The organism is Mycobacterium sp. NGS50, from assembly GCF_059812545.1.
On the sequence record NZ_JCALCW010000057.1, the window covers coordinates 1 to 20,484 of the forward strand.

Sequence of the window (20,484 nt, forward strand, 5' to 3'; positions counted from 1 at the left end):
GCCCGATTATCGGTCTGATTACACGCTCGGCGTCAGTGGCGGCTCGCGATCCCGGACACCGCCTTGCGCCACAACCATTTTCGTTGCTCCGCGGGCTCGCCATCGGTGGGCTCATCGAGTTCGGCGCCCTTGTACACCGCCAGATACACCTCGACGGTGGTGACGATCAGGATCATCAACACCGGTCCGATGACGATGCCCCAGAAGCCGAACATCGCGATCCCGGAAAACACCGCGAGCAGCATCAGCGCGGAATCCAGCCGGGCCGCCCGCGGCACCAGAATCGGCCGCAGCACATTGTCGATGTTGGTCACCACCAGTAGGTGAAACAGCACCACGAACGCGCCGCCGATCACATGGCCGAAGAACATCATGCCGATCCCGAACGGCATCGACACGATGCCGCCGCCCAACGGGATAACCGACAGCGCGGTCAACAGGATCGCGAAGATGAACAGGCCCTGATGAAACCCGCCGATATAGATCGAGGCCGCCCCGGCAACGCCCTGACACACTGCGATCACGAACTGGCCCATCACCGTTCCGCGAACCATGGCGCCGGTTCGGTTCAGGTAGCGGTCGGTGATCTCCTCGCCCAGCGGGTTGAGCTGACGGATCAACGTGCGGATCTTGTCCCGGTTCACCAGCAACGAGATGAACACGTACAAGAAGATGATCGCCGACGCGATGCCCGCCACGACACCGCCCACCGCCCCCTGCAGGGCGTGCAGCAGCACGTCGCCGCCGCGTTGGGCGACGGTGACGATGGCGTGCCGCAACGACTCGGGCGTCACGGTGACATGGACGAACGGCAGCCGGCTCAACAGATCGTTGACCATCCGCAGTGTCTTGTCGCCCAACGTACTCAGATCCGTACCGGCGACCCAGTCGCCGACCGCGCCCACCATCCGGGTGATCTGCATGATCCCCAACGCGACCACCGCGGCCACCGGCACGATCACCACCAGCAAGGCGGCCAGCAGGGTCAGCGCCGCCGACAGGCCGGCGGAGAACCGCTGCTGCAGACGCTGGTAGAGCGGGTTGAACAGGTAGGCGCCCACCGCGGCCACCACGATCAGGATGAAGAACCCGCGCAGAAAGTACGCGCCGAATGCCAGCGCGATGATGGTGGCCACCGCCAGCGCGCGGCGTTGGGTGAGGCTGAATTCGGTGTCCATCGCCGCACCCTAATCGGGGAGTTTCGCCGATTGTGAACCTACGGCGGAAAATCCCGCGGAATGTCGCCGTGGATTCACATTCGGCGTCAATCGGCGGGCGCGGCGAGTTTCATCACGTGGCTCAACACATCCGGATAGCGGCGCAGGTGTGCGCCGCCGTTGAGATCGAGCACCTCACCGGTCAGCCACGACGCACCGGGGGAACACAGGTAGGCCACCGCATCGGCGACGTCCTGCGGGGTGCCGGCGCGGCCCAGCGGGGTGTTCTCCAGGTATTCCTCGACGACGCCGGGGATGGCGGCGGCCGGCGCGGTCAGCGGCGTGTGCACGAAACCGGGGGCCACCGCGTTGACCCGGATTCCGCGCGGGGCGAGCTCCAGGGCAGCGACCTCGGTCAGCATCGACAGCCCGGCCTTGGCGGCGCAGTAGGCGCTCATCGCCGCCGCGGGCTGTCGGGCGTTCAGCGAGGAGATCGACACCAGCGCGCCGCCGTCGCGCAGCTGGCGTCCGGCGTACTTGGCGACGATGAAGGCGCCGGTGAGGCACACGTCGATGACCTCGCGGAAACCCTCCACCGGCATGTCGACGATCAGGCCGACGTTGCTGAACCCGGCGGTGTTGACCACCACGTCGACCGGTCCGGCGTCGAACAGCGCGGCCACCGACGCCTCATCGGTGACGTCGACGCTGGCCGCGGTGTGCGGCGCGCCGAGTTCGGCGGCGACGGTCTGCGCGCCGGCGGTGTCGCGGTCGGCGACCCTCACCCGGCAGCCATCGGCGGCCAGCGTGTGCGCCACCGCCCGGCCGATGCCGGAGGCACCGCCGATCACCACCGCGTCGCGCGAGGTCATACCGAACTCCGATCCGGTCGAGGGTCACCCCACTTGTCGCGGATCGCCCCCCATGGGTCCGCGTATTGCCTACCGCTGCGATAGTAGGCGGCGCGGCGGGTGAAGATCTCCCGGGTTAGCGGTGCGACGACGCGCAGCAGGTGACGTTTGACGCCGGCCCCGTCCGCGGTTTCGGCAAGCATGTCCGGCCAGGAATGCCGTTGGTGGCCAAGGACTTCCTGGGCGCGGCCAGAATCCATCCAGTCGGTGTTGAACCAGTCGTCGTCGCCGCCGGGGTTGCCCGGCAGCCCGGTGGGCAGCCCGCCGACCAAGCCCATCGCCGCGGCCACCGCGGTCGCCACATCGCCCTGCACCTGACGGTGGGTGTCGTCGCCGCCGATCAGCAGGGTCTCGCCGACCGCCGGGGCGGTGGTGGCGGCCGCGAACGCCCAGGCGACATCGCGCACGTCCACGGTCTGCAGTCGTCCGTCGGTGGGCAACAGGCCCTCGAAGTACAAGTTGTCGAGCTTCATGTAGGCCGCCGGCTCCACGGTCAGCACACCGCCCAGCCGCAGCATCACCCAGTCCAACTCGCTGCCGCGGACCAGGCGCTCGGCCTGCACCTTGTGGTCGCCGTAGACGTCGGCCGGGTTGGTCGGGGTGTCGGCGGTCAGGACGCCGGACACGGTGTGCGGATTGCGCGATCCGTACACCGCGATGCTGGACGCCTGAACGAATCGGGGCGGCGCCGGTTGGTTGGCCGCGGCCGCCAGCAGATGCCCGGTGGCGTCCACGTTGACCTTGCGGGCCAGCTCGCGCCGCATGTAGATGAACGGCGGGATGACCGCGGCCAGGTGCACGATCGCGGTCGGTTGTACCTCGGAGACCAGGGTGTCTACGGCAGTCGGGTCGGTGAGGTCGGCGTAGCGGACCCCCACCGCCGCCGGCAGATTGGCCGCCGCCTTGCGGTTGGCGGGCACGTCGAGGTCGGTTGCGACCACCCGGCGGCCGTCCTCGGCAAGGCGCCGCACGGTCGCCGACCCGACCAGACCGAACGCGCCGGTGACCAAAACTGTGTCCATGTAGCCGTAACTCGTTTCCGGTGCGCTGTTGTTCGCCTGGCGGCCGCCGCGCTACCACCTGCCTCGCCGAGTTCGCATCGTTACAGTTTCCGGCGAAATTGACAAGGCCCACACCCGGCTGCGGGCGGCGTCGGCGCCACCTCTTCCGTCAAACGGGTCGTGCGATGACCGCGGGCGGAGCACCCTGGAGGGGTGAGGAGGTGATTTCGATGTATGACCGTGATTTGGACCTCGGCTGGCGCCTCGACATCAACTTCGACGAGGACGACACCCACACTCATGCGACGGTGTGTGCCCACCTCGGCGACGGCCAGTCCATGACCACCCGGGGGGATGCCTACCGGCACCCGGACGACGCCAATCAGCCGGCCGTGGGTGAGGAGATCGCCGCGGCCCGCGCGTTGATCGCTCTGGGCAGCGCGATGCTGCAAACCGCGTCAGGCCAGATTGAGCGGGCCGTTCACCACCCGGTCCACCTGTACCGCTGAGGTCGCAGCGGCGCGGCCGGTTTCCGCCGAACGTGAAGCTGGGCTCACCGTCGAGGTCGAGCGTGAGCCCAGCTTCACGCTCGGCAAGGAGCTACTCGGGAACCGGCGGGGCGACCAGCGTCGCCACGTGCGGATGCGCCTCCGCCTTGACCTGTTTGAACAGCTCTTTGTAGTAGGGCAGACAGTCCGCCATCGCCTGCTCGGTGGTGAACAGCGGGGTGTACCCGAGATCGCGGTGCGCCTTGGCGATGGAGAAGTAGTTGTCCATGTAGAGCCGCTCCACCGCGCCGGGCTCCAGCAACGGCTTGGGCAGGCCGAACCGGTAGTGCAGCCACTGCCAGCTCGCCATCGCATCGCGCACCAGCCGGCCGCTGACCCGGAAGCGGGGCCAGTTCTCCCCGCACGCCTCCATGATCGGCCGGGCGAACTCGAACATGTTGATCGGTTCGCCGTCGTTGATGAAGTAAGCCTGTCCCGGTGCGGTGCCGCCCGGCACCAGGTGCTCGCCGGCCAGGATGAAACCGTGAATCAGGTTGTGCACGTAGGAGTTATCCAGCTTGGCGCTCTTTCGTCCGATCAGCACCTTGACGTGCCCGGCGACGACGCTTTCGAACAGCCGCCGGAACATCGTCTGATCCCCGTCACCCCAGATCCCGGACGGGCGAATGGCGCAGGTCAGCAAGCCGTCCACGCCGTTCTGGGACAGCACGTACTTCTCGGCGGCCACCTTGGTTTCGGTGTAGAGGTCGTTGAACTTGGTGGTGTAGGGCATCGATTCGTCGCCGTTGCGGATCTGCTGGCCGCCCATCACCACGCTGTTGGATGCGGTGTAGACGAACCGCTGCACGCCCGCGGCGCGGCCGGCCGTCAGCAGGTTCTCGGTGCCGCCGACGTTGATCCCGAAACTGCGCTGACGCAGCTCGTCGGTGACCTCGGCGCCGCCGGCCAGGTCGATGATCGCGGCGGTGTGGATGATGGTGTCGATCCCGGCCACCGCGGCGGCCACGGTCTCGGGGTCGCAGATGTTGCCCTGGACGACCTCCAGGTTGGGGTTGTCCGGCAGCGGTGACGGCGCCAGGTCGAAGGAGCGCACCTGGTGGCCGCGCTTGAGCAGTGTCGTCACCAAATTGGCGCCGACGAAGCCGGAGCCGCCGGTCACCAGGACGCGGCCGAGTTCGGTTGTCAGCGATACATCCGTCATGGGAGGGGAGCATAACTGAAACGTGTTTCAGTTACGAGCGGATTGGCAAAAAATTATTGCCCGCTCAATTCTCGTCGGCGTCCTCGGAGGACAGCGCATCCTCCACTCGCTTACGCGCGCCAGCTAAGTGCTCCTCGCAGCGCTTAGCCAGCTTCTCGCCCCTTTCCCACAGATTCAGCGACGCATCCAGATCGAGTCCGCCCTGCTCCAGGAGCCGGACCACCTCGATCAGTTCGTCGCGGCAGTCTTCGTAGCCCAGGTTACTAATGGGCCTAACTTTGTCACGCTCGTCATCGGCCATCAGTCGGGCCCTCACTCACCGTCGCCACCGCCCCATCAGACACCCGCACCCGCAATCGGGTGCCCGCCGGGGCTTCGTCCACCGACCGCAACACGCTAGTCGAGCTGTCCGCCGAGACGGTCTGCACCACCGCGTAGCCGCGGGCCAGGGTGGCCGCCGGCCCCAGTGTCGCCAGCCGGGCCGACAGGTGCCCGATTCGCTCGGTCTCCGCACCGATCAACCGGGTGATATCGCGGCGGGCCGCGGACCGGGCACGGTGTACCTCGTCGGCGCGCGCCGACAGCGCGGTCAGCGGATCCGCCAGCACCGGGCGGCTGCGCAACGCGGTCAGGGCACGCTGTTCCCGCGACACCCAGTTGCGCAGCGCTTGAGCGCTGCGGCGGCGCAGGTCGTCGATCAGGGCCTGCTCGGCGGCGGTGTCGGGAACGATCTTCTTCGCCGCGTCGGTCGGGGTGGCCGCCCGCAGATCGGCGACCAGGTCGCACAGCGGGTTATCGGGTTCGTGGCCCACCGCGCTGACCACCGGGGTGCGACACGCCGCGATCGCGCGGCACAGCGTCTCGTCGGAGAACGGCAGCAGATCCTCCACGCTGCCGCCGCCGCGCGCGACCACGATCACGTCCACTTCGGGGTCGGCGTCCAACGCGCGCAACGCCTCCACGATCTGCGGCACCGCACCGGCGCCCTGCACGGCGGTGTTGCGGATCGCGAAGTGCACCGCGGGCCAGCGGGTGCGGGCCACCGTCGTCACATCGTGTTCGGCGGCGCTGGCGCGGCCGGTGATCAACCCGACGGTGCGGGGCAGGAAGGGGATCGGCCGCTTGAGTCGCGGATCGAACAAGCCCTCGGCGTGCAGCAGCTGGCGCAGGCGCTCGATGCGGGCCAACAGCTCGCCGATCCCGACCGCGCGAATCTCACTGACCCGCAACGAGAAACTGCCACGTGCGGTGTAGAACGTCGGCTTGCCGCAGACCACCACCTGCACGCCTTCGGTCAGGGCGACCGGCGCACTGGTGACCAGCTGGCGCGAACACGTCACGGTCAACGACATGTCGGCGGCCGGGTCGCGTAAGACCATGAACACGGTGCCCATGCCGGGCCGCACATTGATCTGAGTCAGCTGGCCCTCCACCCAGACGGTGCCCAGCCGATCGATCCAGCTTTTGACCCGGGTGGCGACGGTACGAACCGGCCAGGGCTGTTCGGCGGAGTTCGCCGGTACGGTCACTTGGCGGTCGCGCGGGTGATTCTGTTGGCGAGCAGCGTCTGGAACGGCGCCCGCGACTTGGTGGCCTCCTCGTAGGCCAGCAGCGTCTCGAGGTCGTCCAGGCTCAGCGATTGCAGCCGGGCCCGCAGCTGGGCCAGCGTCAGCCCGTCATACCCGAGGTTGGTGACGGTGTCGGGGACCGGTCCCGCCGACGCGGAATCCCGCGGGGCGGTGGTGTTGGCCGGGGCGTCGGCGTCGGTCAGCGAGTACAGCGCGAACCGGCCCTCGGCCCGCCGCTCGCCGTCGTTGATGCCGGTGGTGGAGATCACCTCGGTGGCGTCGTCGGCGTCGCCGAAGTCCTCGTCGAAGGTGGCCCACTCGGGTTGTTCGTCCTTCGGCGGAAACAGGCTCTCCAGGGTGGCGTCGCCCTTGATGGCGAGTTCGGCCAGGTTCTGCTGCCAGCGCATCACCATGTGCGCGGCCTGGCTGGCCAGCGTCATCGGATACATCAGGATGGTCTGGGGCAGCTTCATGGTCTCCTCGACGGCCATCGTCGCCGCGCCAACCAGCAGCCGAACCCCGTACGGTGCAGTTCCCATGTGTTCCAGCCTGCCTTAATGGCCCGTCAGCTCCAAGACCGGGGTTGGCGTGGTGCTGCGATGGCGTGCCGGCGGCGGCGGAAAGTACCCTGGTAGTCATGCCTTCGACCGTCAACATGGGGATTCCCGGGACTACTGGCTCCCTGGTCGACAAACCGGCCGGCAAGCGGGTGCTGCTGGCCGAGCCGCGCGGATACTGCGCCGGAGTCGACCGGGCCGTCGAAACCGTCGAACGGGCGCTGGAGAAGCACGGCGCACCGGTCTACGTCCGGCATGAGATCGTGCACAACCGGCATGTGGTGGACACCCTGGCCAAAGCCGGGGCGGTGTTCGTCGCCGAAACCGATCAGGTCCCCGAGGGGGCGATCGTGGTGTTCTCCGCGCACGGGGTGGCACCCAGCGTGCACGAGTCCGCCGCCGAGCGTGAGCTGCAGGTCATCGACGCGACCTGCCCGCTGGTGACCAAGGTGCACAACGAGGCCAAGCGGTTCGCCCGCGATGGTTACGACATCCTGCTGATCGGGCACGAGGGCCACGAAGAGGTCATCGGCACCGCCGGCGAGGCACCGGATCATGTGCAGCTGGTGGACGGGCCCGACGCGGTGGACGCGGTCGTCGTCCGCGACGAGGACAAGGTGGTGTGGCTGTCGCAGACCACGCTGAGCGTCGACGAGACCATGGAGACCGTGGAGCGGCTGCGGCAGCGGTTCCCCAAGCTGCAGGATCCGCCCAGCGACGACATCTGCTACGCCACCCAGAATCGTCAGACCGCGGTCAAGGCGATGGCGCCGGAGTGCGAGCTGGTGATCGTCGTCGGATCGCGTAACTCGTCGAACTCGGTGCGGCTGGTCGAGGTCGCGCTGGGAGCCGGATCTCCGGCCGCGCATCTGGTGGACTACGCCGAGGACATCGACCCGGCCTGGCTGGACGGTGTCACCACCGTCGGCGTGACGTCCGGGGCGTCGGTTCCCGAAGTGCTGGTTCGCGGTGTGCTGGAGCGGTTGGCCGACCACGGCTACGGCGTGGTCCAGTCGGTGACGACGGCCAACGAGACGCTGGTGTTCGCGCTACCGCGCGAGATCCGGCCCGCCCGGCACTGAATCGGGGGCGAGATCCGGGGCGAGATCCGGGGCGAGCAGACGCAAATGTGCCCTGAATTGCGGGTTTTAGGGCACTTTTACGTCTGCTCGCGGGGACGACGGACCCGGGGCTCATCGCGGTCGGCCGCGCCGCGATAGCGCACCTGCGAAATCGGATGATGCGTCGAACCAGCGCCGTTGGGAGCTGCCGGACGCCGGCGCCGCGGCTCCGGCGACTCGTAGGAATCGATGGGCTCGTAGGCGTCGACGCGGCTGCGGCGCACCGGGGTTTCACGGCGCTCGCGCGGGTCCCGACGGGCGTCGCGCGGCTCACGGGGGCGCCGACGCGGATCGGGTGCGATGTCGCGTTCGTCTTCCGGGCGGGGCCGGCGGGGCCGCTGCGACGACGGGCGGCCGGCGTCGTCGCGCACCGGGCGGGGATGCCGTGAGCGGGAGGCGGCCGCCCTTCCGCCCGCGCCGCGGGTAGCAGCCGCACCGGGTCCGGATCGGGTGGTATGGGCCGGGCGATCGGCACGGGGCCGGCGCGCCGGTTTGGCCGCGGGCTGCTCGGCGTCGCGGCCGAAGCGATGCGACCACAGCGCGGCGAGTTTGGCCACCAGTCCCTCGGTCGGCTCGGCGTCGTCGGCGACCAAGGCACGAGCCCCCCACCCCAGGTACCAGCGCACGATGCCGATCGCCAACACCGCGGCCGAGGTGAGCAGCATCAGTGGGAACCGTTCGATCAACGGATAGCCGCAGTTGATCAGGATGTTCTTCAGCCCGGGGAACGCGGCGCCGTGGAACAGCCAGTACGCGCCGGGCACGGTGACGAACAGGATCAGCGGCGGCTGGATCACCGCGGTGAACACACCGGACTGCTGCACGGTGAGCACGGCCACCACACAGCCCAGTACATACAGTGTCGCGAAGACGTGACCGAGCTCTCTGTTGCCCGATCCGGCGTCGTAGGCGAACCCGATGGCGGTCGCGGTGAGAGCGGTCAGAACGGCCGCCCACCAGGGGACACCCGCCAGGCGGGGATGGATTGAGCGCTGATCGGCAGCCACCGCCGACCTTCCCCGCTGTCCAGACACACGTTGACCGTACCGGCTGCACGCGCAAACACCGGTAACGACGTTGTCCTCCTGGTGTGCGGGCGCAGCTCCGGCGCACCCTAGACTTGGTTCCCCGTGAGCCTGAGCCTGGGAATTGTGGGGTTGCCCAACGTCGGCAAGTCGACCCTGTTCAATGCGTTGACCCGCAACAACGTGTTGGCCGCCAACTACCCGTTCGCGACGATCGAGCCGAACGAAGGTGTGGTTCCGCTGCCGGACCCGCGGCTGGACAAGCTGGCTGCGATCTTCGGCTCCGAGCGCATCCTGCCGGCACCGGTGACGTTCGTCGACATCGCCGGGATCGTCAAAGGCGCCTCCGAGGGCGCCGGGCTGGGCAACAAGTTTTTGGCCAACATCCGCGAATGCGACGCCATCTGCCAGGTGGTGCGGGTGTTCGCCGACGACGACGTGGTGCACGTCGACGGCAAGGTCGACCCCGAGGCCGACATCGAAGTGATTGCGACCGAACTGATCCTGGCCGACCTGCAGACCCTGGAGAAGGCGGTGCCGCGGCTGGAGAAGGAAGCCCGCAACAACAAGGAACGCAAACCGGTGCATGAGGCGGCGCTGGCCGCCCAGCAGCTGCTCGACGGCGGGACCACCCTGTTCGCGGCCGGCAGCGACACCACGCCGCTGCGGGAGCTGAACCTGCTCACCACCAAGCCGTTCCTCTACGTGTTCAACGCCGATGAGGAGGTGCTCACCGACGCGGCGCGGGTCGCGGCGTTGCGTGAGCTGGTCGCGCCGGCCGACGCGGTTTTCCTGGACGCCAAGATCGAGGCCGAGCTGGCCGAGTTGGACGACGAGTCGGCGATGGAGCTGCTGGAGTCCATCGGGCAGAGCGAGCGCGGCCTGGATGCGTTGGCGCGGGCGGGCTTTCACACGCTGCGGTTGCAGACCTATCTGACCGCCGGGCCCAAGGAGGCCCGCGCCTGGACGATCCACCAGGGCGACACCGCGCCCAAGGCGGCCGGGGTGATTCACACCGACTTCGAAAAGGGTTTCATCAAGGCCGAGATCGTGTCCTTCGACGACCTGGTCGAGGCCGGGTCGATGGCGGCGGCCAAGGCCGCCGGCAAGGTGCGCATGGAGGGCAAGGACTACGTGATGGCCGACGGCGACGTGGTCGAGTTCCGCCACGGAGGAACCTCAGGGAGCGGTAAGAAGTAGATTTGGATCGTCAGATGCGACGCCTACTGTCAGCGGCATGAGTGAGTGGGAAGCCTTCGTCTGCTGCACCTGTTATTGCGACGGCCGTGCGACGAAGCCGCCGTTTCCGTGCGATGAATTGATGGTCAACCACCACGGAATCGTGACGCTGAAGCGAAGCGAGAATCCTGGCCAAGACCCAGATGAACTGTGGAACTGGCGCGTCGGCGATAGCGACGATCTCGTTGGGCGCGCCTGTGTTCACCCGTGGATGCATCTCGTCGACGAGATCTTCTACTGGCCTGGCAGTTTCTACCATTCCTTGAGCTACCCCACGGTCGAGCGCCTGGTCGGGGAGGGCCACTATCCCAATCTGAACGAGGCGATTCACTCACCGCCGCAATACGAATTCGAATCCGGCGGCATCTGGCTTGCGGCGACTCAGGCCGCCGAAGCGCTTGCAGAATTGAGGAACCTCCAGGCGCTATTGCAGGACGATCTTGCTGAGCCCGACGCGCATTTCCTGCGAGCCTTGGAACGGCTCTTGACCGCGTCGACGCGGACCGGCAATCCCGTCATCAACCACTTCAACGGCATCATCGATGACTCGGGTTGGTGACCCGTCGCGCTGACCACGAAGCGGATCGTCGTCGAGTTCCGCTTCAACGTGTAATAGGCATCGCGCCGAACCGAGATTCGGCGACGTGGGCTTCGCCACCTGGTCTAATGATCGCCATGCTGCTCGTTGAACGTGCGCTGGCCGGGCTGGCTCGTCAGCTCGGTGAACCGGACGGGTTCGCCGGCCGGGTTGTCGGACGCCTCCTCAACCGCGGCAATCGTTCAATTGTCGTCGCTGCGGTCGCCGCCACGGGTTGCGGTCCGGGCGCCGACGTCGCTGACATCGGTTTCGGCGGAGGCGTCGGACTTGACCTCTTGCTGGGTTGCGACGGCGTGGTCGTTCACGGCGTAGAGATGTCCGAGACCATGCTCACTGACGCGAAGCGCCGGTTCGCTGGCAGCGTGGATGGTGGACGGCTGCTTCTGCATTCCGGTCGGATGGAGAGCCTGTCGCTCGACGATTCCTCACTGGACGCCATCATCTCGACGAACACGATGTATTTCGTGCCGGATCTCGCCGCCGCTCTGAGGGAGCTCGTGAGAGTGCTGCGGCCAGGCGGGCGACTGGTGCTCGGGGTTGGCGATCCGGGCCAGATGTCCAAGATGCCGTTCACGCGACATGGGTTCCGGTTACGTCCCATCGACGAGCTGGTGGCGGCTATCCGCGAGGCGGGTTTTGGCAGGATCGAGGACAGGCGCGTCGGTGATGCCCCGGGCGCCTTCCATCTTCTGGTGTGCGAGTTGCCGGCCTGACGTCGCCGACGGCGACCCGGTCGAGTTCCGCTTCTCAGTTGATGATCTCGTCGCGCTCCTCGGCCCGCAATGCGGCCAACCGGTCGTGCCACCCCTGCAGCGCCTCGGGAGACAGCCGCGGCCAGTCGTCGACTTCTGCGATCACCCGCAGCGGTTCGCTGCTGCGGTAGGAGCGGGTCGGATTACCGGGGAACTTCTTGTCGGTGACGTTCGGGTCGTTCTCGAACCCACCGGTCGGTTCGACCAGATACACCCGCGGGGTGCCGTCGCCGGCCGCGAGCTCGGCCGCCAGCCCGGCGCCGTCGCGCAGGGCGGTGAAATAGATGTGGTTCATCACGATCTCGGGCCGGTAGTTGGAACGAAAGCCCGCGGTGAGCAGGTCGCCGACCCGCAGGTCGGCCTTTGTTCCGTGGAAGAACGGTCCCTCGTCCAGCACCTTGTCCACCGCCACAGGGTATCGATCCAACGCTGACGTGACGGCGTCGGTGCCGACGCGAACCCGATCGTCGTGGCATCATGAAGCGCATCAATTGATGCGTATGGAGGTGCACAATGCGAACGACGGTCACCATTGACGATGCGCTGCTGGAGAAGGCCGCCGAGCTCACCGGCGTGCATGAGAAGGTGACTCTGCTCAGGCAGGGTCTGGAGACGCTGATTCGGGTCGAGTCTGCGCGTCGAGTTGCCGCGTTGGGCGGAACGGATCCGGACGCGAGCGCCGCGCCACGGCGGAGGGCCGCGGGGGAGTGATTCTCGTCGACACTTCGGTGTGGATCGATCACCTGCACGCAAACGACTCGAGGTTGGCGTCCCTCCTCAACGAAGACCAGATCGGTTGCCACCCGTTGATCATCGAAGAGTTGGCGTTGGGATCGATCAGGCCACGCGACGAAGTCTTGGACGCACTGGCAAACCTCCGCCAGTTCCCGGTCGTCACTCATCGCGAGCTTCTCGCCCTGGTCAACTCGCGGCAGCTGTGGGGACGTGGGCTGAGCGCGGTCGATGCCGGCCTCCTGGGTTCGGTCCTCATCGCCGACGGGGCGAGGTTGTGGACGAGGGACAACAGGCTGAAGGTTGCCGCCGCCGAGGTGGGCATCAGCCTGGTCCGGGAGTCCTGATCCGACGTCGTTGTCGGAGGCGTTGACTACCCTGCCGGCTGCAACCCCACGAACCGCATCCCAGGGAGACCCGCATGAAGTTCATCTCGACCCGCATCATCACCGCCGACGTCACCCGCCTCGTCGCGTTCTACGAGATGGTCACCGGCGTCTCCGCCGTGTGGGGGAACGAGCTGTTCGCGGAGATTCCGACGCCGATCGGTGCGCTGGCCATCGGCAGCGACAAGACGGTCCCGCTGTTCGGAGCGGGATCCGCCGAGCCGGCAGCCAACCGGAGCGCCATCCTCGAGTTCATGGTCGACGACGTGGACGCCGAGTACGAGCGCCTGCGCGGGCATCTGATCGAGGTCGTGACCGAGCCGACGACCATGCCGTGGGGTAACCGCGCGCTGCTGTTCCGGGACCCGGATGGCAACCTCGTCAACCTGTTCACGCCGGTCACCGACCAGGCCCGCGCCAAATTCGGGCTCTGACCTGCGGTGATGCCCGGTGTGGGTGATTGACCAGAACCCGGGGACCGACCGGGGCCATTCGACTAATTCATACCGTTTACCAGGTAATTTGTCGCTGAATTCCGGGCTCCGTCGATCCGATCGATTGCATTCCTATAGCGCGCCGATAACAGCAAACTAAATATGACCTCGCTCACATCTGCCAAAGACGCCGCAAACGGGCTATACAAACACCGGTATAAGGGTGTAAGTGTAGACACACGCGCCACAGAAACCATTCTGACCAGCGAGTTAGCCAATCACCGGAGTGACCTGCCCCGGACCTGCCGTGCGGTGTAATCTACGTCATGCGCTGGGTTAATCGTGACGACACCCACAAATCTTGGTTGCTGGTGCTAACTCTTGTTAGCGTCCCAAGCCATGTTTGTTTTGGAATCACTGATGGCATTAATCCAGCAGGTTTCAGGCACGCCGTATGTCACCGGCGGCGATTCTCCTGCAGGAACGGATTGCTCGGGATTGGCTTCCTGGGTAACGAATACTGCAACTGGTCGTCCCACATTCGGTAACCGGTTTAACACCGGGAATGAAGAGTCCGCCCTGCTCGCACGGGGTTTTCAATACGGAACCGCCCCCAATGCATTGGTGGTGGGCTGGAACGGCCATCACACCGCGGTGACGCTGCCGGACGGCACGCCGGTTTCCAGCGGTGAAGGCGGTGGCGTCCGCATTGGTGGCGGCGGCGCCTACCAGCGCCAATTCACCCATCACATGTTCTTGCCGATGGACCAGGTGCAAGACGGCGACTTCGCTGAAGATCCGGCGCCCGCACCGCCGTTTGAAGCCCTGGTCGACGCGCCGGCCCCGATGGAGGAGCCAGCCCCCGTGGAGGGCGCGGTGTTCGTCAACGTCGTCCACGAGGTCCCTGACGCTCCGGAGCCCCCGCCGGCGCCCGAGCCCGCCGAAGGCGCCGAGAACCCGGACGCCTAAGCGCTGATATCGGCCACAGACGCCCTGCCTAGCCGCCCCTGGTGGCCGGACAGGGCGTCTGTCGCATTGAACTCATGCTGACGCCAAACCGCGGTCCAGCGCTCGCCGCACACTAGTGTCAGCTGACTATGACCACCTCGACGAGCCACCTGGCCGGCATCATCTCCGCGACCGAAGGCGCGGTAGCCGCCGACCCGGCCAACGCCAACGTCGTATTCCGTGCCTCGGCGCAGGCGCATGACGCTGTGGCCAGCTCCGTCACCCTCGGCAACTACAGCATCGAGGTCGATGAGCCACCGGCGCTCGGCGGCGAGAACGCCGCGCCCAACCCGGTCGAGTACTACCTGGCGTCGCTGCTGTCCTGCCAGGTCGTCACCTGGCGCTTCTGGGCCGACAAACTCGGCATCGCTGTCGACCGCATCAGTGCCCGCGCCGAGGGTGATCTGGACGTCCGCGGCTTCTTCGGTATCGACGACGCGGTGCGTGCCGGCTTCTCCGAGGTGCGGGTGGTGGTGAGCGTCAGCGGTCCGGAAACCCCGCAGCGCTACCAGGAACTGCTCGAAGCCGTGGAGGCGCACTGCCCGGTGCTGGACCTGACCCGCCACCCGACCCCGGTGCACACCACGCTGGAGGTTTCCTAGCCGACCACCGCGATCTCGCGGCCCAGCTCATAACCCGGGGTCAGCGGCAGAATGTCACCGCTCCAGAACGACCCGGGGTCGAACCAGTTGGAGTGCTTGTCGGTGGACAACAGCCCCATCTCCTCGTAGGTGATGGCGACCGTCTCCGCGCAGTAGGCGGTCTCCATGGCCACCGCGCGCTGCCGTGTCTTGCGCCGCTGGCTGGCTTCGCGCACCTTGCGGTCGACGACCGGGATACCCCGTGTCCAGTCGTTGGGGGTGGGCAGGCGCCCGCGCAGCCACCGTCCGGTGAGCTTTGCCGTGGTCGGGAACGCCGTGCCGTCCATCCGGGCCACCACCCGCAACATCCGGTCTTCCTGTTCCCGGCTGGCGTAGGGCGTCAACTGACGAAACCAGCATCGCTGGTCGTAACGCTGCCGCCACTGTTCGACGGCTTCGCGGAGGTCGTTGAGCTGCACGCCGCGGTGGTTGGTGCCCGTCCACACGTCGGTGAGTTTGTCGCCGAGTTCGGCATGCCAGATCAGCGGCGGCAGGTCGTCGATGGCCACCGCCATCCCGACGTGGTTCACCGGGGCGTTGGACAGGGTCTGGATGGCGCGGTCCGGACCGGAGCGACCGCGAAACAGCCAGATGTCGCCGGTCCGGGTTTCCCGCAGCGCTCGATCCAGGTTCACCGTGTGCGCATCCACGACTGCACCATAAAGCGTGCCCCTGCCCCAGGGCGCCATGAATAGGGTGTGTCTCATGTGGCCCAAGAGCAGTGTCTGGAAGTGGATCGGGATGGCCGGTGTGGTCGGGGTGGCCGCCGGCGGGGTACTGGTCGCCCGTGACCAGCGGCGCCGCAAGGCCTACACCGCCGATGAGATCCGGGCCCGGCTCCATCAACGGCTGGCCGACTCCAACGGTCAGGCCCGCTAGGCCTTGACCTCGTAGAGGCGATGGCTGCCGGCGAAGCCCTTGAGTTCGACGTCGCGGCCGGCATCGACCGCTATCCCGTCGCAGGCGGCGACGGCGTCGCGCACCGGCTCGCTGACCAGGATCTGATCGCCGTCGGCCTGGGCGGCGACCCGCGCCGCCATCGCGACGTTGCGGCCGAACAGGTCCTCACCGCGGCGCACCGATCGGCCCATGTGGATGCCGATGCGCACCCGGATCGCGTGTGTGCGCCGACGATTCTGGCTGCGCAGCGCCCGCTGGATATCGATGGCGCACCGCGCCGACTGCTCGGCCTGCGCAAAGGCGATCATGAAGCCGTCGCCCTGGCTTTTGACCACATACCCGCCGTGCTTCTTGACCAGCCTGCCGACCAGTTCGTCATGGCTGCCGAGCAGGCGAACCCAGGCGCGGTCGCCGAGTTCCTCGTTGAGCATGGTGGAGCCCTCGATATCGGAGAACAGGATCACCACCCGCCCGTCCGGTGTGATGCGGGCCAGATCGGGGCGCTCGACCGCAGCCCAGTCGGCGAGGTCTTCGATCGAACTGCGCACCGCGGCGCCGATTCCTTGCTTGCGGACCAGGTTGGCGGTCTGCCAGACGGTTTTGACGGCCTCGCGGCCGCCGGCCAGCAGCCAATTCCGCGGTTCGGCGCGTTGCTGCAGTGCCGCGATCTCCTCGCGGCTGCGGGCAAGCTGCACCCACAACACCACCAGCCCCACCGCTTCGGCGGCGGCGATGCCCGCCAGGACGTAGACCGCGATCATTGCGGGTCCTGCCCAATCAATCGCCATGGGCAGCATCTTTCCGTCAGCGGCGCACGAACTGCACGACGGCGTCGCTGAACGCGTCGTTGTCGTCGCCGGCGGCGGTGTGCCCGGCGCCGGAGAGTTCGACGAACTCGGCGCGCGGCACCTTGGCCAGGAAGTCCTGCACGCCCTCGGTGCTGACCACATCGGAGAGCTTGCCGCGGATCAGCAGGATCGGGATGGTCAGGTCGATCGCGGCCTGCTCGATCCTGTCGGTGCGCAGTCCGGGGTCGTCGCCGGGTTTGGTCATCAATGCCGGGTCCCAATGCCAATACCAGCGGCCGTCGCGCAACCGCAGGTTCTTCTTCAGCCCTTCCGGGCTGCGGGGCTTCTTGCGGTGCGGCAGGTAGGCCGCGACCGCGTCGGCGGCCTGCTCCAGCGAGTCGAAGCCCTCGACGCCTGAGAACATGAAGTCGCGGATGCGGGCACTGCCATTCTTCTCATACCGGGGCACCACATCGACCAGGACCAGCTTCGTCACCTGCTGCGGCCCGGCCTGATCGGCCACCAGGATGCTGGTCAGCCCGCCCATGCTCGCCCCGATCAGCACTACCGGCCGGCCGACAGTGCCCAGCACGCTCAGCACGTCGTCGCACAGCGTTTCGATGGCGTAGTCGGCTTCCGGGGCCCAGTCGCTGTCACCGTGGCCGCGGGTATCGAGGGCGATGACGTGATAGCCGGCGTCCGCCAGAACCTGGCCGGTGTTCTTCCAGGAAAACCGGTTCTGGCCCCCACCGTGCAACATGATGATGCTGGGCCGGTCGGTTGCCGTGCCGCCGTTCCACTCGTCAGCGACCAAGGTGATTCCGCCGGCTCCGGGGTACTCGACCGTCTGGGGCGTGCTGTTCATCCCCGTGACGTTACTTTGTGCCGCTAACGATTGTGGCGTGCGCCCGCGACGGTAGTATCCAGCAGCAGGTAGGCAGATCGGAGCAGGCGGGAGGGCGGCGCTTGTGTCTGAGCCACGCTGGGTTGACGTGTCGGCGCCAGAAGGCGAGCTGAAGGCATTGACCTGGGGGTCGGCCGACGCCCCGATCGCCTTGTGCCTGCACGGATTTCCCGACACCCCCTATGGGTGGCGGCGCGTTGCGCCGGCCCTGGTCGCCGCGGGCTGGCGGGTGGTTGCACCGTTCATGCGCGGCTACGCGCCGTCAGCGATCCCCGCCGACGGCAGCTATCACCTCGGCGCGCTGATGGACGACGCGCTGCGGGTGCGTGCGGCGGCCGGCGGCACCGCGCACGATGTGGTGATCGGCCACGACTGGGGAGCGTTGACCGCCACCGGACTGGCCGCGATGCCCGACAGCCCGTTCACCAAGGCCGTGATCATGTCGGTGCCGCCCCCGGCGGCGCTGCGCAAGCCGGGCGGGCCGGGCGAAACGGTTCGGTTGGCCGGGCGCCTGCCGGCCCAACTGCTCCGCAGCTGGTACATCAGCTACTTCCAATTGCCCTGGCTGCCAGAGCGTTCCACCTCCTGGATACTGCCGTTGCTGTGGCGGCGATGGTCGCCCGGCTACGACGCGGAAGAGGACCTGCGGCACGTCGACGCGGCGATCGGAACCCCGGAGGGGTGGCAGGCCGCGCTGGGGCCGTATCGGGCGCTGCGCAGCACACGGCCGCCTGAGCGCTACACCGACTTGCACCGCCGTTGGCTGGAGTTGCCGCGGCTGCCGAGCCTGTATCTGCACGGCCGTGACGACGGCTGCATGTCACCGGGGCTGGCGCGCCCGGTGGGCCAGACATTGCCGGCCGGCAGCGAGGTGGCCATCGTCGAGCACGCGGGGCACTTTCTTCAGCTCGAAGCCCCCGACGAGGTCTCCGAGTTGATCCTGAACTTCATCGGTAACCCCGGCTGAGGTGGTGATGACCGCACACCGGATGGCGGCGGTGGATGCGCAGTACTACTGGATGTCGGCGAAGGTTCCCAGCGATCAGTTCGTGGTCTATGTCTTCGCCGGTGTGCCAACGGATTTCGACCGTGCGGTCGAGGAGGTGCTGGAGCGCGCCCGGGCCTGCCCGAATCTGATGATGCGGCTCGACGACCGAGGCGGGCTCAGCTATCCGATGTGGGTGCCCGGCGACGGCCCGGACGCTGTTGTGCGGCACCCCCTGGCCGACAACAGCTGGCGCGGCTGCCTGGATGCGCTGGCCGGGCTGCCCGACGATCAGGTCGACGCGCGCCGCAGCCCGTGGCGGTTACACGTCTTCGACCCGGTGGGTGATGTTCCCGGCGGCGGGCCGGGCACCGTCGTGGTGCTGCAGGGTGCGCACGCGTGGGGCGATGGCACCTGGGCATCGGGCCTGGCGGCCTGGCTGCTCGGCCGGCGGATGCCGGTGCCCGGCGTGATCCGGCCGTCGCGGGGTGTGCTGCCGTGGCGTGCCGTGGTGTCCGCGCGGGCGCATCGCCGACTGGTCCGCGACACGGCGGCGGGACGCCTGCCCGAGCCGGTGGGATCGCGGCCGGCGCTGATCACCAATACCCGACCCGCCGGTGCCCGGGTGGTGCGGACGTTGGTGCGACGTCGTGCGGAGCTGTCCGGGCCCACCGTCACCGTCGCTGCGCTGGGCGCAGTGTCCACCGCACTCTCGGGGTACCTCGGGGTGGCGGATGTCGCCGCCGAGGTGCCGATGGCCAAGCCCGGTGTTCGGCTGGGCTACAACCACTTCCGCAATGTCTCCGCCGGACTGTATCCGGAACTGCCGCGTTCGCAGCGAGCCGAGCGGATCGCGAGTGACCTGTCCGACGGCCGGAGCCGGGCCGCGCATCCGGCGGTCCGCGCGGCCGACGAGGCGTTCGCGGTGACGCCCGCACCGTTGCTGCGCTGGGGCGTCAGCCAGTTCGATCCGGCTGTGCGACCGACGCAGGTATCCGGTAACACGGTGGTGTCCAGCGTATTTCGCGGTGCGGCCGATCTGCGATTCGGCGATGCGCCGGTGCTTTTCAGCGCCGGATTCCCGGGGCTGTCGCCGGCGATGGGGCTGACCCACGGTGTGCACGGCATCGGCGACACCGTCACGGTCACCGTGCATGCGGCCGAATCCGCCATCGCCGACATCGACGACTACCTGCAGCGACTCGACGCCGCGCTCTAGCGCTCAGGGGAGGTCCTGCCAGTCGGTGGACAGGCGGGCCGACCACTGCGGTGGGCGGCGCTGTTGAAACGCGCGTACCCCTTCGGCCGCGTCGGCGCCGCCCATCACCTTCAGATGCAGCGCGGTCTCCAGATCGGCGACCTGCTGCGGGGTGTAGCCGTGGCGGGCGGTGTCCCACAGCAATCGTTTGGACAGTGCGGCCGACATCGGGGCCACGTTGACCGCGATGCCGCGGGCCACCTCCAGCGCCGTCGGCAGCACCTCATGTGCCGGGAGCACCCGGTTGGCCAGCCCGATCCGCAGCGCCTCGGCGCCGTCGAAGGTGCGGCCGGTCAGCAGCAGCTCGGCGGCGTGGGCCATGCCGATGATCCGAGGCAGCGTCCAGTGCGACATCGCATCCGGAAGCACCCCGCGGCGCACCTGGGGGATCGCGTACTGCGCGTCGTCGGCCATGATCCGCATGTCGGCCTGCAGCGCGATGGTCAACCCGATCCCGATCGCGTGCCCGTTGACCGCCGCGATCACCGGCTTGCGCAGCGCGAACGCGGGCGGATTGACCGGTGACGCGCTGAAACCGTCCTGGTCCGGGGCGGCGAATGCATCGGCTCCGGCGGTCATGTCGGCTCCGGCGCAAAACGCCGGAGGGGTGCCGGTCAGCACGATCGCGCGGACCCGGTCGTCGTCATCGAAGCGCTGGAAGCATTCACCGAGGCGACGGCCCATCTCGGCGGTGAAGGCGTTGCGCTTGGCGGGCTGATTCAGCGTGACCAGCCCGACTGCGCCATCCACCTCGGCAAGCACGACCTCGGTCACCGGTCCTCCTCTTTCGGGTCACGCTACCGTCGGGT

General features: G+C 67.8%; 26 protein-coding genes. 13 read left to right on the forward strand and 13 right to left on the reverse strand.

The window, feature by feature from the left end:
* Positions 1–32: 32 nt before the first annotated feature.
* The 3 genes from AC5Y36_RS24820 to AC5Y36_RS24830 form a co-directional block, all read right to left on the reverse strand.
* Positions 33–1,178, reverse strand: a complete 1,146-nt coding sequence (locus AC5Y36_RS24820) for an AI-2E family transporter (protein WP_500043631.1) — start codon at positions 1,176–1,178, stop codon at positions 33–35.
* Positions 1,179–1,264: 86 nt separating this feature from the next.
* On the reverse strand, positions 1,265–2,029 hold the full coding sequence (locus AC5Y36_RS24825; RefSeq protein ID WP_500043632.1) for an SDR family NAD(P)-dependent oxidoreductase: 765 nt from the start codon (positions 2,027–2,029) through the stop codon (positions 1,265–1,267).
* Positions 2,026–3,090, reverse strand: a complete 1,065-nt coding sequence (locus tag AC5Y36_RS24830; RefSeq protein ID WP_500043633.1) for an NAD-dependent epimerase/dehydratase family protein — start codon at positions 3,088–3,090, stop codon at positions 2,026–2,028. The genes AC5Y36_RS24825 and AC5Y36_RS24830 overlap by 4 nt, the downstream gene beginning before the upstream one ends.
* A 209-nt stretch (positions 3,091–3,299) precedes the next feature.
* On the opposite strand from AC5Y36_RS24830, the gene AC5Y36_RS24835 reads away from it, so the two are divergent.
* Complete coding sequence (locus tag AC5Y36_RS24835; RefSeq protein WP_500043634.1) at positions 3,300–3,578, forward strand: dsRBD fold-containing protein; 279 nt, start codon at positions 3,300–3,302, stop codon at positions 3,576–3,578.
* 91 nt (positions 3,579–3,669) lie between these two features.
* Here AC5Y36_RS24835 and AC5Y36_RS24840 read toward each other — a convergent pair whose 3' ends face one another.
* The 4 genes from AC5Y36_RS24840 to AC5Y36_RS24855 all read right to left on the reverse strand — a co-directional run bounded on the left by AC5Y36_RS24840 (position 3,670) and on the right by AC5Y36_RS24855 (position 6,886).
* Positions 3,670–4,779 (reverse strand): 3-beta-hydroxysteroid dehydrogenase, encoded by a 1,110-nt coding sequence (locus AC5Y36_RS24840; protein ID WP_500043635.1) that lies wholly within the window; start codon positions 4,777–4,779, stop codon positions 3,670–3,672.
* A 64-nt stretch (positions 4,780–4,843) separates the two neighbouring features.
* Positions 4,844–5,080 carry an exodeoxyribonuclease VII small subunit gene (locus AC5Y36_RS24845; RefSeq protein WP_500043636.1) on the reverse strand — a complete coding sequence of 79 codons (237 nt, stop codon included), beginning with the start codon at positions 5,078–5,080 and terminating at the stop codon, positions 4,844–4,846.
* On the reverse strand, positions 5,070–6,308 hold the full coding sequence (gene xseA / locus AC5Y36_RS24850) for an exodeoxyribonuclease VII large subunit (RefSeq protein ID WP_500043637.1): 1,239 nt from the start codon (positions 6,306–6,308) through the stop codon (positions 5,070–5,072). Before xseA ends, AC5Y36_RS24845 begins: the two co-directional genes overlap by 11 nt.
* Positions 6,305–6,886 (reverse strand): lipid droplet-associated protein, encoded by a 582-nt coding sequence (locus tag AC5Y36_RS24855; RefSeq protein ID WP_500043638.1) that lies wholly within the window; start codon positions 6,884–6,886, stop codon positions 6,305–6,307. Before AC5Y36_RS24855 ends, xseA begins: the two co-directional genes overlap by 4 nt.
* Positions 6,887–6,984: 98 nt before the next feature.
* Between AC5Y36_RS24855 and AC5Y36_RS24860 the strand changes: the two genes are divergently transcribed.
* Positions 6,985–7,986 carry a 4-hydroxy-3-methylbut-2-enyl diphosphate reductase gene (locus AC5Y36_RS24860; protein ID WP_500043639.1) on the forward strand — a complete coding sequence of 334 codons (1,002 nt, stop codon included), beginning with the start codon at positions 6,985–6,987 and terminating at the stop codon, positions 7,984–7,986.
* A gap of 77 nt (positions 7,987–8,063) precedes the next feature.
* On the opposite strand, the gene AC5Y36_RS24865 is transcribed toward AC5Y36_RS24860, so the two are convergent.
* Positions 8,064–9,059 (reverse strand): DUF6542 domain-containing protein, encoded by a 996-nt coding sequence (locus AC5Y36_RS24865; RefSeq protein ID WP_500043640.1) that lies wholly within the window; start codon positions 9,057–9,059, stop codon positions 8,064–8,066.
* 96 nt (positions 9,060–9,155) lie between these two features.
* Between AC5Y36_RS24865 and ychF the strand changes: the two genes are divergently transcribed.
* From ychF to AC5Y36_RS24880, 3 genes are all read left to right on the forward strand, one after another.
* Positions 9,156–10,250, forward strand: a complete 1,095-nt coding sequence (gene ychF, locus AC5Y36_RS24870) for a redox-regulated ATPase YchF (RefSeq protein WP_500043642.1) — start codon at positions 9,156–9,158, stop codon at positions 10,248–10,250.
* 37 nt (positions 10,251–10,287) lie between these two features.
* Positions 10,288–10,848, forward strand: coding sequence for a hypothetical protein (locus tag AC5Y36_RS24875; RefSeq protein ID WP_500043643.1), 561 nt, complete (start codon positions 10,288–10,290; stop codon positions 10,846–10,848).
* Between the two features lie 107 nt (positions 10,849–10,955).
* The gene (locus AC5Y36_RS24880; protein ID WP_500043644.1) at positions 10,956–11,600 is read left to right on the forward strand and encodes a methyltransferase domain-containing protein; all 645 of its coding nucleotides are present in this window, start codon (positions 10,956–10,958) and stop codon (positions 11,598–11,600) included.
* Between the two features lie 34 nt (positions 11,601–11,634).
* Here AC5Y36_RS24880 and arr read toward each other — a convergent pair whose 3' ends face one another.
* Positions 11,635–12,066 carry an NAD(+)--rifampin ADP-ribosyltransferase gene (arr, locus tag AC5Y36_RS24885; RefSeq protein ID WP_500043645.1) on the reverse strand — a complete coding sequence of 144 codons (432 nt, stop codon included), beginning with the start codon at positions 12,064–12,066 and terminating at the stop codon, positions 11,635–11,637.
* Between the two features lie 86 nt (positions 12,067–12,152).
* On the opposite strand from arr, the gene AC5Y36_RS24890 reads away from it, so the two are divergent.
* The 5 genes from AC5Y36_RS24890 to AC5Y36_RS24910 all read left to right on the forward strand — a co-directional run bounded on the left by AC5Y36_RS24890 (position 12,153) and on the right by AC5Y36_RS24910 (position 14,801).
* Positions 12,153–12,350 carry a type II toxin-antitoxin system VapB family antitoxin gene (locus AC5Y36_RS24890; protein ID WP_500043646.1) on the forward strand — a complete coding sequence of 66 codons (198 nt, stop codon included), beginning with the start codon at positions 12,153–12,155 and terminating at the stop codon, positions 12,348–12,350.
* Positions 12,347–12,718 (forward strand): type II toxin-antitoxin system VapC family toxin, encoded by a 372-nt coding sequence (locus tag AC5Y36_RS24895; RefSeq protein ID WP_500043647.1) that lies wholly within the window; start codon positions 12,347–12,349, stop codon positions 12,716–12,718. Before AC5Y36_RS24890 ends, AC5Y36_RS24895 begins: the two co-directional genes overlap by 4 nt.
* A 74-nt stretch (positions 12,719–12,792) precedes the next feature.
* Positions 12,793–13,191 carry a VOC family protein gene (locus tag AC5Y36_RS24900; RefSeq protein ID WP_500043648.1) on the forward strand — a complete coding sequence of 133 codons (399 nt, stop codon included), beginning with the start codon at positions 12,793–12,795 and terminating at the stop codon, positions 13,189–13,191.
* A gap of 399 nt (positions 13,192–13,590) precedes the next feature.
* Complete coding sequence (locus tag AC5Y36_RS24905) at positions 13,591–14,160, forward strand: peptidoglycan endopeptidase (RefSeq protein ID WP_500043649.1); 570 nt, start codon at positions 13,591–13,593, stop codon at positions 14,158–14,160.
* Between the two features lie 128 nt (positions 14,161–14,288).
* On the forward strand, positions 14,289–14,801 hold the full coding sequence (locus AC5Y36_RS24910) for an OsmC family protein (protein ID WP_500043650.1): 513 nt from the start codon (positions 14,289–14,291) through the stop codon (positions 14,799–14,801).
* On the opposite strand, the gene AC5Y36_RS24915 is transcribed toward AC5Y36_RS24910, so the two are convergent.
* Positions 14,798–15,490: a guanylate cyclase gene (locus AC5Y36_RS24915; RefSeq protein WP_500043651.1), complete on the reverse strand. Its 693-nt coding sequence runs from the start codon at positions 15,488–15,490 to the stop codon at positions 14,798–14,800. The genes AC5Y36_RS24910 and AC5Y36_RS24915 overlap by 4 nt on opposite strands.
* 55 nt (positions 15,491–15,545) lie before the next feature.
* Here AC5Y36_RS24915 and AC5Y36_RS24920 point away from each other — a divergent pair, with 55 nt between their 5' ends.
* On the forward strand, positions 15,546–15,719 hold the full coding sequence (locus tag AC5Y36_RS24920) for a hypothetical protein (RefSeq protein ID WP_500043652.1): 174 nt from the start codon (positions 15,546–15,548) through the stop codon (positions 15,717–15,719).
* Here the strand turns inward: AC5Y36_RS24920 and AC5Y36_RS24925 are convergent.
* Positions 15,716–16,528, reverse strand: a complete 813-nt coding sequence (locus tag AC5Y36_RS24925) for an adenylate/guanylate cyclase domain-containing protein (RefSeq protein ID WP_500043653.1) — start codon at positions 16,526–16,528, stop codon at positions 15,716–15,718. The two genes, AC5Y36_RS24920 and AC5Y36_RS24925, sit on opposite strands and share 4 nt — an antisense overlap.
* A 16-nt stretch (positions 16,529–16,544) precedes the next feature.
* Positions 16,545–17,609: an alpha/beta fold hydrolase gene (locus tag AC5Y36_RS24930; RefSeq protein WP_500043654.1), complete on the reverse strand. Its 1,065-nt coding sequence runs from the start codon at positions 17,607–17,609 to the stop codon at positions 16,545–16,547.
* Between AC5Y36_RS24930 and AC5Y36_RS24935 the strand changes: the two genes are divergently transcribed.
* Positions 17,497–18,399, forward strand: a complete 903-nt coding sequence (locus tag AC5Y36_RS24935) for an alpha/beta fold hydrolase (RefSeq protein WP_500043655.1) — start codon at positions 17,497–17,499, stop codon at positions 18,397–18,399. The two genes, AC5Y36_RS24930 and AC5Y36_RS24935, sit on opposite strands and share 113 nt — an antisense overlap.
* A 7-nt stretch (positions 18,400–18,406) precedes the next feature.
* Positions 18,407–19,636 (forward strand): WS/DGAT domain-containing protein, encoded by a 1,230-nt coding sequence (locus AC5Y36_RS24940; protein WP_500043656.1) that lies wholly within the window; start codon positions 18,407–18,409, stop codon positions 19,634–19,636.
* 3 nt (positions 19,637–19,639) lie between these two features.
* On the opposite strand, the gene AC5Y36_RS24945 is transcribed toward AC5Y36_RS24940, so the two are convergent.
* Complete coding sequence (locus AC5Y36_RS24945) at positions 19,640–20,449, reverse strand: enoyl-CoA hydratase/isomerase family protein (protein ID WP_500043657.1); 810 nt, start codon at positions 20,447–20,449, stop codon at positions 19,640–19,642.
* Positions 20,450–20,484: the final 35 nt, after the last annotated feature.

Bases quoted from the DNA above. Each gene is read 5' to 3' on its own strand.
- AC5Y36_RS24855 (WP_500043638.1), bottom strand. From the start codon at position 6,886: ATGGGAACTGCACCGTACGGGGTTCGGCTGCTGGTTGGCGCGGCGACG.
- AC5Y36_RS24880 (WP_500043644.1), top strand. From the start codon at position 10,956: ATGATCGCCATGCTGCTCGTTGAACGTGCGCTGGCCGGGCTGGCTCGT.
- AC5Y36_RS24900 (WP_500043648.1), top strand. From the start codon at position 12,793: ATGAAGTTCATCTCGACCCGCATCATCACCGCCGACGTCACCCGCCTC.
- AC5Y36_RS24835 (WP_500043634.1), top strand. From the start codon at position 3,300: ATGTATGACCGTGATTTGGACCTCGGCTGGCGCCTCGACATCAACTTC.
- AC5Y36_RS24920 (WP_500043652.1), top strand. From the start codon at position 15,546: ATGTGGCCCAAGAGCAGTGTCTGGAAGTGGATCGGGATGGCCGGTGTG.
- AC5Y36_RS24860 (WP_500043639.1), top strand. From the start codon at position 6,985: ATGCCTTCGACCGTCAACATGGGGATTCCCGGGACTACTGGCTCCCTG.
- AC5Y36_RS24830 (WP_500043633.1), bottom strand. From the start codon at position 3,090: ATGGACACAGTTTTGGTCACCGGCGCGTTCGGTCTGGTCGGGTCGGCG.
- AC5Y36_RS24840 (WP_500043635.1), bottom strand. From the start codon at position 4,779: ATGACGGATGTATCGCTGACAACCGAACTCGGCCGCGTCCTGGTGACC.
- AC5Y36_RS24875 (WP_500043643.1), top strand. From the start codon at position 10,288: ATGAGTGAGTGGGAAGCCTTCGTCTGCTGCACCTGTTATTGCGACGGC.
- AC5Y36_RS24890 (WP_500043646.1), top strand. From the start codon at position 12,153: ATGCGAACGACGGTCACCATTGACGATGCGCTGCTGGAGAAGGCCGCC.
- AC5Y36_RS24925 (WP_500043653.1), bottom strand. From the start codon at position 16,528: ATGGCGATTGATTGGGCAGGACCCGCAATGATCGCGGTCTACGTCCTG.
- AC5Y36_RS24910 (WP_500043650.1), top strand. From the start codon at position 14,289: ATGACCACCTCGACGAGCCACCTGGCCGGCATCATCTCCGCGACCGAA.
- AC5Y36_RS24825 (WP_500043632.1), bottom strand. From the start codon at position 2,029: ATGACCTCGCGCGACGCGGTGGTGATCGGCGGTGCCTCCGGCATCGGC.
- AC5Y36_RS24940 (WP_500043656.1), top strand. From the start codon at position 18,407: ATGACCGCACACCGGATGGCGGCGGTGGATGCGCAGTACTACTGGATG.
- AC5Y36_RS24905 (WP_500043649.1), top strand. From the start codon at position 13,591: ATGTTTGTTTTGGAATCACTGATGGCATTAATCCAGCAGGTTTCAGGC.
- AC5Y36_RS24820 (WP_500043631.1), bottom strand. From the start codon at position 1,178: ATGGACACCGAATTCAGCCTCACCCAACGCCGCGCGCTGGCGGTGGCC.
- AC5Y36_RS24845 (WP_500043636.1), bottom strand. From the start codon at position 5,080: ATGGCCGATGACGAGCGTGACAAAGTTAGGCCCATTAGTAACCTGGGC.